Source organism: Pseudomonas sp. NFX224, from assembly GCF_048565165.1.
In the GTDB taxonomy this organism is placed as follows: domain Bacteria; phylum Pseudomonadota; class Gammaproteobacteria; order Pseudomonadales; family Pseudomonadaceae; genus Aquipseudomonas.
Genome location: NZ_CP183416.1, coordinates 2,602,881 through 2,618,143, shown reverse-complemented (window position 1 = coordinate 2,618,143; position 15,263 = coordinate 2,602,881). Strand labels below are relative to the sequence as shown.

Annotated in this window: 11 protein-coding genes and 1 pseudogene; 4 read left to right on the top strand and 8 right to left on the bottom strand. The window is 57.6% G+C overall.

Features of this window, described 5'->3' with window-relative positions; all coding sequences use genetic code 11:
• The first annotated feature begins 75 nt into the window (after nucleotides 1-75).
• The 4 genes from pip (at nucleotide 76) to mdoH (ending at nucleotide 6,183) form a co-directional block, all read left to right on the top strand.
• Nucleotides 76-1,047, top strand: coding sequence for a prolyl aminopeptidase (gene pip / locus ACNYC6_RS11690; protein WP_419712425.1), 972 nt, complete (start codon nucleotides 76-78; stop codon nucleotides 1,045-1,047).
• Nucleotides 1,044-1,481 (top strand): D-aminoacyl-tRNA deacylase, encoded by a 438-nt coding sequence (gene dtd, locus ACNYC6_RS11685; protein WP_419712424.1) that lies wholly within the window; start codon nucleotides 1,044-1,046, stop codon nucleotides 1,479-1,481. The genes pip and dtd overlap by 4 nt, the downstream gene beginning before the upstream one ends.
• A 321-nt stretch (nucleotides 1,482-1,802) precedes the next feature.
• On the top strand, nucleotides 1,803-3,620 hold the full coding sequence (locus ACNYC6_RS11680) for a glucan biosynthesis protein G (protein ID WP_419712423.1): 1,818 nt from the start codon (nucleotides 1,803-1,805) through the stop codon (nucleotides 3,618-3,620).
• Nucleotides 3,613-6,183 carry a glucans biosynthesis glucosyltransferase MdoH gene (gene mdoH / locus ACNYC6_RS11675; protein ID WP_419712422.1) on the top strand — a complete coding sequence of 857 codons (2,571 nt, stop codon included), beginning with the start codon at nucleotides 3,613-3,615 and terminating at the stop codon, nucleotides 6,181-6,183. Before ACNYC6_RS11680 ends, mdoH begins: the two co-directional genes overlap by 8 nt.
• Before the next feature lie 89 nt (nucleotides 6,184-6,272).
• Here mdoH and ACNYC6_RS11670 read toward each other — a convergent pair whose 3' ends face one another.
• The 8 genes and pseudogenes from ACNYC6_RS11670 to tatB form a co-directional block, all read right to left on the bottom strand.
• Nucleotides 6,273-7,214: a fibronectin type III domain-containing protein gene (locus ACNYC6_RS11670; RefSeq protein WP_419712421.1), complete on the bottom strand. Its 942-nt coding sequence runs from the start codon at nucleotides 7,212-7,214 to the stop codon at nucleotides 6,273-6,275.
• A 40-nt stretch (nucleotides 7,215-7,254) separates the two neighbouring features.
• Nucleotides 7,255-8,352 (bottom strand): IS630 family transposase, encoded by a 1,098-nt coding sequence (locus ACNYC6_RS11665; protein ID WP_419709546.1) that lies wholly within the window; start codon nucleotides 8,350-8,352, stop codon nucleotides 7,255-7,257.
• Nucleotides 8,353-8,408: 56 nt separating this feature from the next.
• Nucleotides 8,409-11,075, bottom strand: coding sequence for a fibronectin type III domain-containing protein (locus tag ACNYC6_RS11660; RefSeq protein ID WP_419712420.1), 2,667 nt, complete (start codon nucleotides 11,073-11,075; stop codon nucleotides 8,409-8,411).
• A gap of 216 nt (nucleotides 11,076-11,291) precedes the next feature.
• Complete coding sequence (locus ACNYC6_RS11655) at nucleotides 11,292-11,996, bottom strand: methyl-accepting chemotaxis protein (protein WP_419712950.1); 705 nt, start codon at nucleotides 11,994-11,996, stop codon at nucleotides 11,292-11,294.
• Nucleotides 11,997-12,194: 198 nt separating this feature from the next.
• Nucleotides 12,195-13,208: pseudogene (locus ACNYC6_RS11650) on the bottom strand (methyl-accepting chemotaxis protein); the annotation flags it as partial.
• Nucleotides 13,209-13,307: 99 nt separating this feature from the next.
• Complete coding sequence (locus tag ACNYC6_RS11645) at nucleotides 13,308-14,015, bottom strand: 16S rRNA (uracil(1498)-N(3))-methyltransferase (RefSeq protein ID WP_419712419.1); 708 nt, start codon at nucleotides 14,013-14,015, stop codon at nucleotides 13,308-13,310.
• Nucleotides 14,012-14,806: a twin-arginine translocase subunit TatC gene (gene tatC, locus ACNYC6_RS11640; RefSeq protein ID WP_419712418.1), complete on the bottom strand. Its 795-nt coding sequence runs from the start codon at nucleotides 14,804-14,806 to the stop codon at nucleotides 14,012-14,014. The genes ACNYC6_RS11645 and tatC overlap by 4 nt, the downstream gene beginning before the upstream one ends.
• Nucleotides 14,803-15,261 (bottom strand): Sec-independent protein translocase protein TatB, encoded by a 459-nt coding sequence (tatB, locus tag ACNYC6_RS11635; protein ID WP_419712417.1) that lies wholly within the window; start codon nucleotides 15,259-15,261, stop codon nucleotides 14,803-14,805. The genes tatC and tatB overlap by 4 nt, the downstream gene beginning before the upstream one ends.
• Nucleotides 15,262-15,263 lie beyond the last annotated feature (2 nt).

The window sequence follows — 15,263 nt, the reverse complement described above, 5'->3', positions numbered from 1 at the left end:
TCGGGTTTATGATGCCCAACGGCAGAATAATAGAAGTCCCCCCAGGGATGACCTCGACCCCTTACGGAGTGCGCAATGCAGACTTTGTACCCGCAGATCAAACCCCACGCCCGGCACGATCTGGCCGTCGACGAAACTCACACGCTGTATGTCGACGAAAGCGGTTCACCGGAAGGTTTGCCGGTGGTGTTCATCCACGGCGGCCCCGGCGCCGGGTGTGATGCCCAGAGTCGTTGCTACTTCGACCCCAACCTGTATCGCATTGTCACCTTCGACCAGCGCGGTTGTGGTCGCTCCACGCCCCACGCCAGCCTGGAAAACAACACCACCTGGGATCTGGTCGCCGACCTCGAGAAGATTCGCCAGCACCTGGGTATCGACAAGTGGGTGCTGTTCGGCGGCTCCTGGGGCTCGACGCTGGCACTGGCCTACGCGCAAACCCATCCGGAGCGTGTGCACGGCCTGATCCTGCGCGGGATCTTTCTCTGCCGTCCGCAGGAAATCGAATGGTTCTACCAGGCGGGCGCCAGCCGTCTGTTCCCGGATTACTGGCAGGACTACATCGCACCGATTCCGCTGGAAGAGCGCGACGACCTGCTGACAGCATTCCACAAGCGCCTGGTGGGCAACGATCAGATCGCCCAGATGCACGCGGCCAAGGCCTGGTCCCTGTGGGAAGGTCGCACGGCGACCCTGCGCCCTAATCCGTTGGTGGTGGATCGCTTCTCCGAACCTCAGCGCGCGTTGTCCATCGCTCGTATCGAATGCCACTACTTCAGCAACAATGCATTCCTTGAACCGAACCAGTTGATTCGCGACATGGGCAAGATCGCTCACTTGCCGGGCGTGATCGTCCATGGTCGTTACGACGTGATCTGCCCGCTGGACAACGCCTGGGAACTGCACCAGGCCTGGCCGAACAGCGAGCTCCAAGTCATTCGCGATGCCGGCCATGCCGCTTCCGAACCGGGCATTACCGATGCACTGGTGCGTGCCGCCGATCAGATGGCACGACGTCTGCTCGACCTGGCTCCCGACGAAGCATGAAGGGCCTGCTGCAACGCGTGCGAGGCGCGCGAGTCGAGGTAGCGGGAGAGGTGGTCGGCGCGGTCGACCAGGGTTTGCTGGTGTTGGTGGCCGTCGAGCCCGACGACACGCGGGCCAGCGCCGACAAACTTCTCAATAAGCTGCTTAACTATCGAGTGTTCAGCGACGCCGAGGGCAAGATGAATCTGTCCCTGGCGGATGTGGGCGGCGGGTTGCTGCTGGTCTCGCAGTTCACCCTGGCCGCCGACACCAAAAGTGGGTTGCGCCCGAGTTTTTCGACCGCGGCCCCTCCGGCCCTGGGTGAGGAGTTGTTCGACTATCTATTAGGCAAAGCGAAACAGGTGCATGGCACTGTGGCATCAGGTAGATTCGGCGCGGATATGCAGGTGCATCTGGTCAATGATGGCCCGGTAACCTTCCTGTTACAGACCTGAAAGCGCTTGAAACATCTTTTTAAGCGCTTTTCGACTGAAAACAGGCGTTTTTCCCGATAAATACTTTGTTACCCCTGATGCGTTGTAACGCGGCCTACTAGATAATCGCGCGCTACGGGGATCAGCGTTCGTTGGTCCATTTTGACTTAGGTAGAGACTTGTACGGATCCGATTGGGGAATCATTTCGCCCCAGCGGAGTCGGAACAATGCTCGCCAACTTGGCAAGAGTGGTCTGCAAGGTCGGTTTTTTCATGCCGGGCACCGTGCAAACCCTTTAACTGGCCGTTGGTTTTTTGATCTGTTTTCGGCGAGGGTTGCTCGTGATTGTTAGTCCCTGTAACGCACCAAAATTGTCTGCCAAACGGTTACGTAGCGCACTGGTAGCGGGCTCGGCACTGCTCTGCCTGCTCAGTGCCGGCCAGCTTTGGGCATTCAGTCTGGATGATGTATCGGTCAAGGCAAAAGAGCTGGCCGGTCAGAAGTACGAAGCGCCGCGCAGTAACCTGCCGAACGAGTTCCGCGAGATGAAATTCGCGGACTATCAGAAAATTCGCTTCCTGACGGAAAAAGCCGAATGGGCTGATCAGAAAACTCCGTTCAAGCTGTCGTTCTATCACCAGGGCATGCACTTCGATACGCCGGTGAAAATCAACGAAATCACGGCGAACACCGTCGAAGAGATCAAGTACGACCCGAATCGATTTGATTTCGGTGACGTTAAGTTCGACCCTAAGGCCACTGAACAACTGGGCTACGCCGGTTTCCGTGTGCTGTACCCGGTCAACAAGGCTGACAAGCAAGACGAAATCATGACCATGCTCGGCGCGAGTTACTTCCGCGTTGTCGGCAAGGGTCACGTCTACGGTTTGTCCGCTCGCGGCATGGCGATCGATACCGCCTTGCCGTCCGGCGAAGAATTCCCGCGTTTTCGCGAGTTCTGGATTCAACAGCCAAAGCCGGGCGACAAGCATCTCGTGATCTTTGCGCTGCTGGATTCGCCACGTGCGACCGGCGCCTATCGCCTGACCCTGCGTCCGGGCAGCGACACCATTGTCGACGTCAAGGCGCAGATGTTCCTGCGTGACAAGGTCGGCAAACTGGGTATCGCACCGTTGACCAGCATGTACCTGTTCGGCGCCAACCAGCCGTCGAAAGTGCTGAACTATCGTCGCGAGCTTCACGACTCCAGCGGCCTGGCGATCCATGCCGGCAACGGCGAGTGGATCTGGCGTCCGCTGAACAACCCGAAACACCTGGCCGTGAGCAACTTCTCGGTCGAGAACCCGCGTGGTTTCGGCTTGCTGCAACGTGGCCGTGACTTCAGCCACTACGAAGACCTCGACGACCGCTACGACAAGCGCCCAAGCGCCTGGATCGAACCGAAAGGCGACTGGGGCAAGGGCTCCGTCGATCTGGTAGAGATTCCGACCGCCGACGAAACCAACGACAATATCGTGGCTTTCTGGAGCCCGGAAACAATGCCTGAGCCCGGCCAGCCGCTGGACTTCGCTTATCGCATGCACTGGACCATGGACGAAGCCTCGATTCATGCTCCGGACAGCGCCTGGGTCAAGCAGACCCTGCGTTCCACCGGCGACGTCAAACAGTCCAACCTGATTCGTCAGCCGGACGGCAGCGTTGCCTATCTGGTGGACTTCGAAGGCCCGTCCCTGGCGGCATTGCCGGAAGATGCGGACGTTCGCAGCCAGGTCAGCGTTGGCGACAATGCCGAGCTGGTGGAAAACAGCGTGCGCTACAACCCTGAAACCAAGGGCTGGCGCCTGACCTTGCGCATGAAGATCAAGGACCCGGGCAAGTCCACCGAAATGCGCGCTGCACTGGTGCAGAACATCGTGCCTGCCGACCTGGCCAAGACTTCGTTGCCGGCGTCCAATTCTTCTGTTGCCAAGGCCGACAAAGTCGCCGCCAAGCAGCAGGAAAAAGCCGACAAGGAAGCGAAGGCAGCCGAGGCCAAACAGGCTGAAGCCAAGCCGGTCGCAGATGCCAAGGACAAGGCGCACAACAATGACGCCAAGCAGCCTGCTGCTGCCGACGCGGCCCCAGCCACACCGGAATCGGCGCCGACTGAAGAAGTCCTGACCGAGACCTGGAGCTATCAGTTGCCTGCCGATGAGTAATTCTCAAGTACAGCCAGAGACTCTTTCCGAGTATCTGGCGCATCTGCCGATGACCGACCAGCAGCGCGCGGAACTCGCGGGCTGCCAGTCCTTCAGTGAACTGCACGAACGCCTTTCGTCCTCGACGTTCGACGCCCCGACCGAGGCCGCCCAGGCTTCGGTTGGCAAGCGCCTGACCTTGAGCACCGCCGAAGAACTGCAGGACGCCGAAATGCTGGCGCTCGACGCCAGCGGTCGGGTCTGCCTCAAGGCGACTCCGCCGATTCGTCGGACCAAAGTCGTGCCGGAGCCGTGGCGTACCAACATCCTGGTGCGTGGCTGGCGTCGCCTGACCGGTCGCACCAACCCGCCGAAGCCGCCGAAGGACGAGAATGTGCTGCCGGCGGCACGCTGGCGTACTGTCGGTTCGATCCGTCGCTACATTTTGCTGGTGTTGATGCTGGGTCAGACCATCGTCGCGGGCTGGTACATGAAAGGCATCATGCCGTACCAGGGCTGGTCGTTCGTCGACCTCGAAGAAATCTTGCACCAGCCGTTTCTGCAAACGGCCACGCAGGTGCTGCCATATGCATTGCAGACCAGCATCCTGATTCTGTTCGGGATTCTGTTTTGCTGGGTGTCCGCCGGTTTCTGGACCGCGCTGATGGGCTTCCTGGAGTTGCTGACCGGTCACGATAAATACCGCATCTCCGGTAAAAGCGCGGGCAACGAGCCGATTCCAAAGGACGCGCGCACCGCACTGGTGATGCCGATCTGCAACGAAGACGTGCCGCGTGTATTCGCTGGCTTGCGTGCAACGTTCGAATCGGTCGCGGCCACGGGTGACCTGGACCGCTTTGACTTCTTCGTCCTCAGCGACAGTAACGAAGCCGACATCTGCGTTGCCGAGCAGCAGGCCTGGCTGGACGTCTGCCGCGAAGCCGGTGGCTTCGGCAAGATCTTCTATCGCCGCCGCCGTCGTCGCGTAAAACGTAAGAGCGGCAACCTCGACGACTTCTGCCGTCGCTGGGGCGGTGACTACAAGTACATGGTTGTCCTCGACGCCGACTCCGTCATGAGTGGCGAGTGTCTGACCAGCCTGGTGCGCTTGATGGAAGCCACGCCGGACGCCGGGATCATCCAGACCGCGCCACGTGCGTCGGGCATGGACACCCTGTATGCGCGCATGCAGCAGTTCGCCACCCGTGTGTACGGTCCGCTGTTCACCGCCGGCCTGCACTTCTGGCAGTTGGGCGAGTCGCACTATTGGGGCCACAACGCGATCATCCGCATGAAGCCGTTCATCGAGCACTGCGCCCTGGCGCCGTTGCCCGGTAAAGGCGCGTTCGCCGGTGCGATCCTGTCCCACGACTTCGTTGAAGCCGCGCTGATGCGCCGTGCCGGTTGGGGCGTGTGGATTGCCTACGACTTGCCGGGCAGCTACGAAGAACTGCCGCCGAACCTGCTGGACGAACTCAAGCGTGACCGTCGCTGGTGCCACGGCAACCTGATGAACTTCCGCCTGTTCCTGGTCAAGGGCATGCACCCGGTACACCGCGCGGTGTTCCTGACCGGCGTGATGTCTTACCTGTCGGCGCCGTTGTGGTTCTTCTTCCTGGTGCTGTCGACCGCGCTGCTGGCGGTCAACACGCTGATGGAGCCGCAGTACTTCCTCGAACCGCGCCAGCTCTATCCGTTGTGGCCACAATGGCACCCGGACAAGGCGATTGCGCTGTTCTCGACGACGATCGTGCTGCTGTTCCTGCCGAAACTGTTGAGCATCATCCTGATCTGGGCCAAGGGGGCGAAAGAGTTCGGCGGCAAGTTCAAGGTGACGCTGTCGATGCTGCTGGAGATGTTGTTCTCCATGCTGCTGGCACCGGTGCGGATGATTTTCCACACCCGTTTCGTCCTCGCCGCGTTCCTCGGCTGGGCCGCAACCTGGAATTCGCCGCAGCGTGACGACGACTCCACGCCATGGAGCGAAGCGGTCAAACGCCACGGTCCGCAGACCTTGCTGGGCTTCTTCTGGGCTTTGCTGGTGATCTGGCTGAACCCGAGCTTCCTGTGGTGGCTGGTGCCGATCGTCGGTTCGTTGATGCTGTCGATCCCGGTATCGGTGATTTCCAGCCGTGTTGGCCTGGGCCTGAAGTCCCGTGACGAGAGCCTGTTCCTCATTCCTGAGGAATACAATCCGCCACAGGCGTTGCTGGCCACCGACCAGTACACCCACGAAAACCGTTACCACGCCTTGAACGACGGTTTCGTCCGTTCGGTGGTCGATCCACAGCAGAACGCCCTGGCGTGCTCGCTGGCGACTTCACGCCACCGTCAGTCCGAGCCGATCGAGTGGCTGCGCGTCGAGCGGGTGCGTCACGCGATGAAGGTCGGTCCGCAAGGGCTGACCAACAACGAACGTGTGCAACTGCTGAGCGACCCAGTGGCATTGGCCCGCCTGCATGAGCAGGTCTGGAGCGAAGGGCATGCTGAATGGCTCAACGCCTGGCGGGCTTCGGTGAAAGCCGATCCCCATGCGCCGCTATTGCCGCTTCGACCAGTGAGCTTGCAGGCCCAACCGGCCTGATAAAAAACCCGCGAAAGCGGGTTTTTTTTGGGGTGATCGTTCCTACGACTTGTTTTCCAGAGGCATGGTTAACCTTGGGTCGCCACTAATTATTTTGTGGTCAAGTCAGTAATTAACGGTCGAGATGGTCCCGCATTGTTAGAGGCGACGATTCGCACTTCGTAACGCGTGCGTGAGGTCAGGCGCTCCCTCATGGTTGTTGCGCTTGGACGGTAGTTGAACTCCTTCCCTTGCGGATTGACCAGCGTGACTTGGTACCCGGTTACAGGTTCACGTGGTGCATCCCATTCCAGAATTGTTTCATCCGCTGGCTGGGTATAGCGGAAATTCTGAGGTGCACTTGGTGCATCGCCCTGTATGTATAAGTCGATCGAAGTTGGCTCGGATAGTTCGCCAGATTCAATTTGCGTTTTCACGGTAACGGTGTAATTACCTGCTCGCGTCAGTCCAGAAAAAATATGCTGAGTTTCCGAGACACAAAACGGCACCGCATCGTCAAGGGTAAGCTGATAACCCGTTATCCCCACGGCGCCAGGTGGTGTATCCCAGGCCAACCTGAATGATGTTTTTGTCACATCCCTCACGTTCAGTACGTGAGGGGGAGCGAAGCCCGTTCGAATCGCGACAGGCTCGGAGAACTGGTCAGTCATGTTCCGCGCACGGACTTCATAGAGATAGGCTTCACCGGCAGCAGGTAACTCGATCAGGCAGAGTGGGAGAACGGTAGCAGCCCATTGGCGATCGTCTTTGGAAACGATGTACTGAATGGCTGCCCCGGTTTCAGGTGGAGCCCATGCCAGAGTGGGGGACCCAGTCGTGCTCAACCGAAGATTCCTGACCGGCCCCGGTGGAGTCGATGCCTCCGGTGTTGTGACTTGCAACCGGGCAGGTTCGGAAAAGTACCCTTCATTGTCTTTGGTTCGTACTTCGAAGAGGTAGGTTCTGCCTGGAGACAGCCAATAGGCGTCGTAAGTGGTGCTGTCAACCATGCGAAGCGACGTGCCATCACGATAAACCTGGTAGCCAGTCACCGATCCATCGTCACTACCTGCAAGCCATGACAACTTCACGCTAGTGTGCTGTTTTCGAAATAACTTGCCCTTCCATCTGCGTCTCCATCGCTTCACGTGCCCGCCGGATCTTGCTCAAAATTTCCTCGCCTTTCGCGTTCCAAACGTACCGGGTCGGTCGTGCGTTCCGTAATGCCAGGAAGGTGGTAATCGAGCTTTCCAACTCACGTACGGAGCCGAAGCTGCCGTCGCGCAAGAACACGGTAATGTCCCTGAAAAACCGCTCGACCATGTTCATCCACGAGCTGGAGGTCGGCGTGAAATGCACATGGAAGCGCGGATGTTTCGCTAGCCAAGCCTTCACCTTGGCGTGCTTGTGTGTCGCATAGTTATCCACGATCAGATGCAGCTGGAGGTGCTTGGGGGTTTCCTTGTCGATTTTCTTGAGGAAAGCCAACCACTCCTGATGGCGGTGCTGGCGCTCGATGCTACTGATCAGTTTGCCTTGGAGATAATCCAGCGCTGCGAACAGCGTGACCGTGCCGTGGCGAGTGTAATCATGGGATTTTGTTTGGATATGACCGATCCCCAGAGGCAGCCCAGGCTGTGTGCGTTCCAAGGCTTGCACCTGACTTTTCTCGTCGCAGCAGAGCACCAACGCCTTGTCTGGCGGGGCCAGGTACAGGCCGATGACATCCCAGAATTTCTCCTCGAACTGCGGGTCGTTCGACAGTTTGAAGGTACGTGTCAGATGAGGCTTTAAGTCATTGGCCGCCCACAGTTTATGCACGGTGGTCGCTGATATGCCGGCGGCACGGGCCATGCTTCGGCAGCTCCAGCGGGGCTCGCCGATACGAGGTTGAGTGACCTGTTCGAGCACGCGGCGGATCGTGTCGGCAGGCAGAGGGGATTTGCGTCCTCGGCCAGGCTTGTCGAGCAGGCCTTCCAATCTGAGCGCCTGAAAACGCTGGCACCAGTCGGTGACCGTAGGGCGAGAGAAACCTGTCAATCGTACAATTTCTTCTCGCATTGATCCTTGCGCTGCCAGCAAGATGACGCGGGCTCGACGGCCATCGCGCTGACTGATGGTGGCGGAACGTACGCGGCGGCTCAGTTCGGCAAATTCTTCAGGGCTAAGCGTAATGTCCAGAGCGCTCACCAGGAACTCTCCAAGGTAGGAATGGCACCTGAAGTGTAGTGCAAGCATGGAGAAATTTATTTCGCGAACAGCACACTAGCGGATGTCAGGTTACTATAACTGAGTTGTCTTGGTGGAGTAGGTCTTGCCTTGGTCCTGAACGATACGGTGGAGGGCGGCGATGAGTTTCCGTCTGCGTCAAAGGCTTTTATTTCAACCGTATATTGGTATGCTTCTTCTAACTCGGTAAGTGTGTATTGAGTGCTTGTGGTTGAAATGGGTGGTTTGTTGTTTGTGGTGATTGTGTAGCCGGTTACCGATCCATCGTCACTACCTGCAAGCCATGACAACTTCACGCTAGCGGATGTCAGGTTACTATAACTGAGTTGTCGTGGTGGAGTAGGTCTTGCCTTGGTCCTGAACGATGCGGTGGAGGGCGGCGATGAGTTTCCGGCTGCGTCAAAGGCTTTTATTTCAACCGTATATTGGTGTGCTTCTTCTAACTCGGTAAGTGTGTATTGAGTGCTTGTAGTTGAAATGGGTGGTTTGTTGTTTGTGGTGATTGTGTAGCCGGTTACCGCGACATTGTCGTTGGATGGTGTCCAACTGAGTTGTGCCGTATTTACTGAAATGTGAGTAATGATCGGGGTTCCAGGCTTTTCTGGTGGGGTAATATCAATGGAATCAATTGTTATTGATTCAATCGTTGAGCAGGCATAGCAATCGTTAATCGCCCAAACGTCGACTAGAAAGTTTTCGATCAGTGGCATTTCTTTGAATGTATAGGACGTCGCTGATTTAGGGACTAATATCGGAGACTCTTCGTTCAGCGAAATTTCGTAGGCCGTTACAACAGTGCTTGATGAAGGTGTCCAAGATATAGACGTACCGGCCGGATCGCGGTGCGTGATTTTTAAGTTGGTGATAGGCTCTGGTGGTATAGGGTCGAAAATAGCTTCGTGCATGAACAATTCACTTCTATCATACTCTCTCAAGTTGAAGTGCAAGTTAATGTGTGCGTGAATTTCTATTTTTTCTCCTGCGTCGGCTTCGAATTCGAAGGTGGGGGCTTCGTCCTCATTGCAGTAGTGCATGTGCCATTTGCTATGCATGGAGTACTCAACGACGACACTATGATTTTTGGGGATGTTTTTTATTGGGTCCCAAACGATTTGTGCACGGTATCGCGAACCGTTAACGTGTGAAGTAACTACTATTTTTGGGTTCGAAAGGGATGGGCGCGGTAGAAGCGTAAGGTTTGTATATTCGGAATAAAATCCGTTGATATCTTTTGCCCGCAATTTTATCTCGTGCTGTTTGTGCGGGTTTGCTATGAAGCTACAAACAGTGGAATCGGTAAAGAGTGGGTCACCATCGCAGTCAATTTCGTACCCCTCTATTCCGGCTTCATCAAAAGAGGGATCCCATCTACAATAAACAACCGTAAAGCCTGCCAATTCGAAACGGAAATTTTCAGGGATAGTCGGAGGTGTTTTATCCTGGATCAGTTCGAAAGGTGTGGAGAATTCGGATTGATTATTACTGTGGTCGGCTGCTCTCACTTTAAATGTGTGGTTTAGTAGGCGATCATTTTTTACTTCGTAAGTGATTTTTGTGGTGTGAAAATAGTGCTCGTCGTTTCTGTAGACTTCATAACTTCGCACGCCGAGATTGTCGGTGGCTGTTTTCCAAGTAAACCTCAAAGTGTTTTGGAGGTCCTGTCCCAGCTCCGCTTTTACTTTCAGATCAGTTGGGGGGGCTGGGTTGGTCTTGTCTACTGCTCTTAGTATGTTTAGGGCTATGCAGCGGTCTACGACACTTATCAAGCTATCAGGCCTCTCAATGAAGTCAACTATGACGATCTGAGCGTTCTGGTAACCTTCCTTGAATGTTTCTTTGCGAATAGGGTGATCTTTGCGCAGATACATGGCGCCGTTTCCATTACGGGAGGATGCATCAAGCACCCAATAGGCATCCGTTGGCGGCGATTCCATGGACTTGATCACATTGTCTTCGACAGCGCTCTCGCTAGGGTCTGGATTCCAATTGCGCTTGAAACCGCCCCAGATTTGCTCCCTCTGCACCCAGTTGGATTGCCACTTGTCTGTTGTACCTGGTTCAGGTTTTGGGTAACCATGGTTCAGGGCTAGTACGATGCTGCATCCAGGATGCTTGGTGCGAATTTCTTGGAGACTGAGATCGCTGGCTGACAGGGGAATCAAAAGATTCTTGATTGGAGAGAAATAGGGTAAGCAGCGTTGGAGGCTGTTGTGCGAGTATTGACCCCGGTCGTAGCTATGAAAGTCGAGTATCACTATTTCGCCGGGGTTTGCGGTGATGAAATTCTTGACGTTTTCAATTAAGTGATTTAAACGCCGGCCTGCACTAACGATCCCGTGCTTGAATTCGAATATCTCATTGAACACGTAGGTCGGGAATTTATTTCCGACGGTTTTTTTATAACTACTATCGACCAGGCGCAGGTCCAGGTAGCGTGAGCCGGCGGCCAATTGCTGAGGGAAAGAGTTATCTTGGTTGGCTGCCAACAATTCCTCAAACCCCCAGGTTCCAGCCATATCCACTCCGGAGTTATGTGTGCCGGGTATTGCCAGTTGATATAATTTCAGGTGTGAGATTTCCGCTGAGATGTCGGTCATCCAGCGGCTGTAGTTGGCCTTGGGCTCGATGTCGTCTGATGTTGACGCAGGCGAGCTGGCAGCAGCGCCATTTGTATCATCGTTCATGGTGGGCTCCAGTAAAAACAAGGAGCTTCAATGTGCGCGTTTTTAAAAATTGACGTAACTAGCAGAACTGTTAGTTGTTTGGTTTGGTTGCATTGCTATCTTTATTCGTTTAATTCACCATCCCACAAGACTCGAATGCGCAGGCGAGGAAGAGGAGGCGGTGGCTGGCGATTGGTTCGCCAGCGATAAAACGCATTGAATTGAGGGACTACCACATCAAACCTTGAACCGCCCCACCAGCATCTGCAAATGCGTCCCCAACCGCGCCAGCTCGACGCTGGACGCTGCCGTCTCCTCACTCGCTGCCGACGTCTGGTCCGACACATCCCGAACGTTCAGCACACTGCGGTTGATCTCCTCGGCCACAGCGCTTTGCTGTTCGGCTGCGGCGGCGATCTGCTGGTTCATTGCCTGGATCGCCGACACCGTGCGAGTGATGCTAGCCAGTGAGCCACCGGCGCGGCGGGTCAGTTCGACGCTGCTGTCGGTCAGGGTGCGGCTGTTGTCCATGATGGTCGCGACTTGCTGGGTGCCGTTTTGCAGGCCGACGATCAGCTCTTCGATCTCTTCGGTGGACTTCTGGGTACGCTGGGCCAGGCTGCGGACTTCGTCGGCGACCACGGCGAAACCGCGACCGGCTTCACCGGCACGGGCGGCTTCGATGGCGGCGTTGAGCGCCAGCAGGTTGGTTTGCTGGGCAACAGACTTGATCACGTCGAGGACGCTGCCGATCTTGTCGCTTTCGCGCTTGAGCTCGCCCATGGCTTCGGTGGAGTGACCGACTTCCGCGGCCAGACGCTCGATCTGGGCGATGGCTTCACCCACCACCTTGTCACCCTCGCGGGCCAGCTGGTCAGCGGCGACCGCGGCCTCGGAGGCCTCTTCCGCGTTGCGCGCGACTTCTTGCACGGTGGCGGTCATTTCGTTCATGGCGGTGGCCACCTGGTCGGTCTCGACCTTCTGGCTGTTGACCCCGGCGCTGGTCTGTTCGGTGACTGCCGACAGCTCTTCGGCGGCGCTGGCGATTTGCGTGACGCCATCGCTGATGCCGCCGATCAATTCGCGAAGGCCCTGGGTCATGCGCTGAATGGCGCGTTGCAACTGACCCAATTCGTCCTGGCGTATGGAGGTCAGGTTATGAGTCAGGTCGCCGGCAGCGATGCGTTCGGCCACTTTGAGGGTCTGGGCCAGCGGAATCACGATCTGCCGGGTGATGGCCCAAGCGGCAAACAGACCGAAGGCCAGTGCCAGAGCGGTGGCCAGCAACAGCATGTTCTTGGCATGTGCCACATCGGTATCGCGCACCAGCGTTTGCGAAACCGTCAGTTTGTTGCTCACCTGAAGCAGGATCTCGCCTTGGGCCGCCATGCGTTTGAGGGCGTCGGCACTGGCAACCTGGGAATCACGATACTGGCTGACCGCAGCGCGATAGGCTTTGAGCGAGTCGGATGCCTGTTGCAGGTTGGCGATATGTTCTTGAGGCAGCTTGGCCGGCAGGCTTTCGAGGTTTTTCAGGGCGTTGTCGATCGCGTCGAGGGCTGGTTGCTCCGCCTCGCTTTTGCCGCTGTAGGTGTAGCCACGCACCTGGAAGCGCGCTTGCTGAAGCAGTTTGCTCAGATCGATCACGCTGTTGAACGCGGTCACGCTGTCGCCTTGCAGCATGGCTTTTTCAACTTCAGCGACTTTGGCCACGGCATTGTCGGCGGTGGCGCCCAGTTTACTGCGGGCATCTTCACGGCTGGCCCCGGCCTGGATCAGCGCGGCGAAGGCTTGCTTGTATTGGCTGACGGCGTCCAGTTGCTGGTCGACCATGGCCACGTCGGCGGGTTGCTCGAGCATCTGGCGAGCGGCTTGCAGGCCGGTGTCGAGCTTGCCCAACAGGTCGTTCACCGCATCGGGACCTTGTTCGCCACGACGCATGTCGTAGTCCAGGCGGGCAATGCGCAGGTCTTTGGTCAGCCCGTTGATTTCGGAGATGAATCCCAGTTTATCGCCGCGGCGGGTGACATCGCTCAGGCCGCTCCAGCCTGTGACGGTGATCAGCAATGTCAGCAGCAACACAAGACCGAAACCGACGCCCAATTTGCGGTTTACACCTACGTTTCCCAGCTTATCGGCCAGCCATTGGTACATGCTGCAACTCCCTCGGACCACACATTGGTTTTATGGAAGTTGTATCGGCCGTGGGCAGGCAATCTGTAGACGCGGACTGACGAGCGGGTAGGAATGGGTTTAGAACAGTCGAGCCAGCAGCGCAGTAACGGCGGTTTCTACGCGCAGGATGCGTTCGCCAAGTTGCACCGGTTGCAGGCCGGATTTGCCGAGCAAATCGATTTCGTAAGGGATCCAGCCACCCTCTGGACCGATCGCCAGGGTCACCGGTTCAGTGAGGGCACGAGGGCAGGGCGGGTAATTGCCCGGATGGCCAACGAAACCGAGGGTGCCCTCGGTGATGGCAGGCAGGCGATCTTCGACGAAGGGTTTGAAGCGTTTCTCGATCACCACTTCCGGCAGCACGCTGTCCCGGGCCTGTTCGAGGCCAAGGATCAGTTGCTCGCGAATGGCTTCCGGTTCAAGGAACGGTGTTTGCCAGAAGCTCTTCTCAACGCGGTAGCTGTTCACCAGTATGACGCGCGGCACACCCATGGCCGCCACGGTCTGGAACACCCTGCGGAGCATCTTGGGGCGTGGCAGGGCCAATACCAGAGTCAGTGGCAGCTTGGCCGGTGGCGTCTGGTCGAGGGTGACGCGCAATTCAGCTTCAGCGGCGTCCAGGCGCAGCACCTCGGCCGCGCCCATCAGCCCGCCGATCCGCCCGACGCGCATGCTGTCGCCGACTTCGCAGCGGTGGACTTCCTGCATGTGCGTGAAGCGGCGATCACGCAGGATCACCCGGTCGGCCGCAATGAAATCGGCCTCTTCGAGGAGCAGCAGGTTCACGCTTGGGTCGCTGGCGGCTGGTCGTTGTGATCGTCAGCCGGTTGGTCGTCCGGATGCTCGCCACGCTTGCTGATCAGGCTGCCGAACAGGATGCCGATTTCGAACAGCAACCACATCGGCACGGCGAGCAGGGTCTGCGAGAAGATGTCCGGTGGGGTCAGGATCATGCCGACCACGAAGCAGCCGATGATCACGTACGGGCGGATTTTCTTCAGGTATTTGACGTCGACCACGCCGATCCACACCAGCAGCACCACGGCCACCGGGATTTCGAACGCTACGCCGAAAGCGAAGAACAGCGTCATGACGAAGTCGAGGTAGCTGGTGATGTCGGTCATCATTTCCACACCGGCTGGGGTGGCGGCGGCGAAGAACTTGAAGATCAGCGGGAACACCAGGAAATAGGCGAATGCCATGCCGGCGTAAAACAGCACGATGCTCGAGCACAGCAAAGGCACGGCGATGCGTTTTTCATGCTTGTACAGGCCCGGCGCGATGAAGCCCCAGATCTGATGCAGGATTACCGGGATCGCCAGGAACAGCGAGACCATCATCGTCAGCTTCAAGGGCGTCAGGAACGGCGACGATACGTCGGTGGCGATCATCGTCGCCCCGGCCGGCAGGTATGCGCGCAACGGCGTCGAGACGAAGGTGTAGATCTGCTGGGTGAAGGCGAACAGCCCGGCAAAAATGACGAAAATTGCCGCTACGCAGCGCAGCAGACGGGTACGCAACTCGGTGAGGTGCGAAACCAGCGGCATGTGCTGGTCGTTTTCTGGGAGATCGCTCATGGGGCTCGCGGCGGCAAAGTGGTGTCATTGGGCGCTGGCGTGGACGGCGCGGCGACTGGAGCAACGGGTTCAGCTGGAGTTGCCGCCACAACGGGCGCTGGCTCCGTAGCCGCTACGGCAGGTGCAGGTGCAGGTGCTGTTGCGACAGTCGCGGCAGGTGCATCCATTGTCTGCGCTCCCACATGCTCAACCGGCGTCGGCTCCTGCTGGGTCGGCGTGAAGATCTTCCGCGCCTCCTGTTCAAGCGACAGGATGTGTTCGTTGTGCAGTTGCCGACGAATTTCGTCGGCACCGATTTCACGTTCAACTTCCTGTTTGATCGCGTTGAAGCTGCGCTTCAAACGCCCGACCCACAGGCCGGCGGTGCGCGCAGCGCCCGGCAAGCGCTCGGGGCCCAGCACCAGCAGGGCGACGAGGCCGACGAGCAGCAGTTCAGAGAAGCTGATACCAAACATTA

What these genes read in the sequence shown, in the direction of transcription:
- pip (WP_419712425.1), top strand. Translation starts at nt 76, where the DNA reads ATGCAGACTTTGTACCCGCAGATCAAACCCCACGCCCGGCACGATCTG.
- dtd (WP_419712424.1), top strand. Translation starts at nt 1,044, where the DNA reads ATGAAGGGCCTGCTGCAACGCGTGCGAGGCGCGCGAGTCGAGGTAGCG.
- mdoH (WP_419712422.1), top strand. Translation starts at nt 3,613, where the DNA reads ATGAGTAATTCTCAAGTACAGCCAGAGACTCTTTCCGAGTATCTGGCG.
- ACNYC6_RS11660 (WP_419712420.1), bottom strand. Translation starts at nt 11,075, where the DNA reads ATGAACGATGATACAAATGGCGCTGCTGCCAGCTCGCCTGCGTCAACA.
- ACNYC6_RS11655 (WP_419712950.1), bottom strand. Translation starts at nt 11,996, where the DNA reads ATGACCGCCACCGTGCAAGAAGTCGCGCGCAACGCGGAAGAGGCCTCC.
- tatC (WP_419712418.1), bottom strand. Translation starts at nt 14,806, where the DNA reads ATGAGCGATCTCCCAGAAAACGACCAGCACATGCCGCTGGTTTCGCAC.
- tatB (WP_419712417.1), bottom strand. Translation starts at nt 15,261, where the DNA reads ATGTTTGGTATCAGCTTCTCTGAACTGCTGCTCGTCGGCCTCGTCGCC.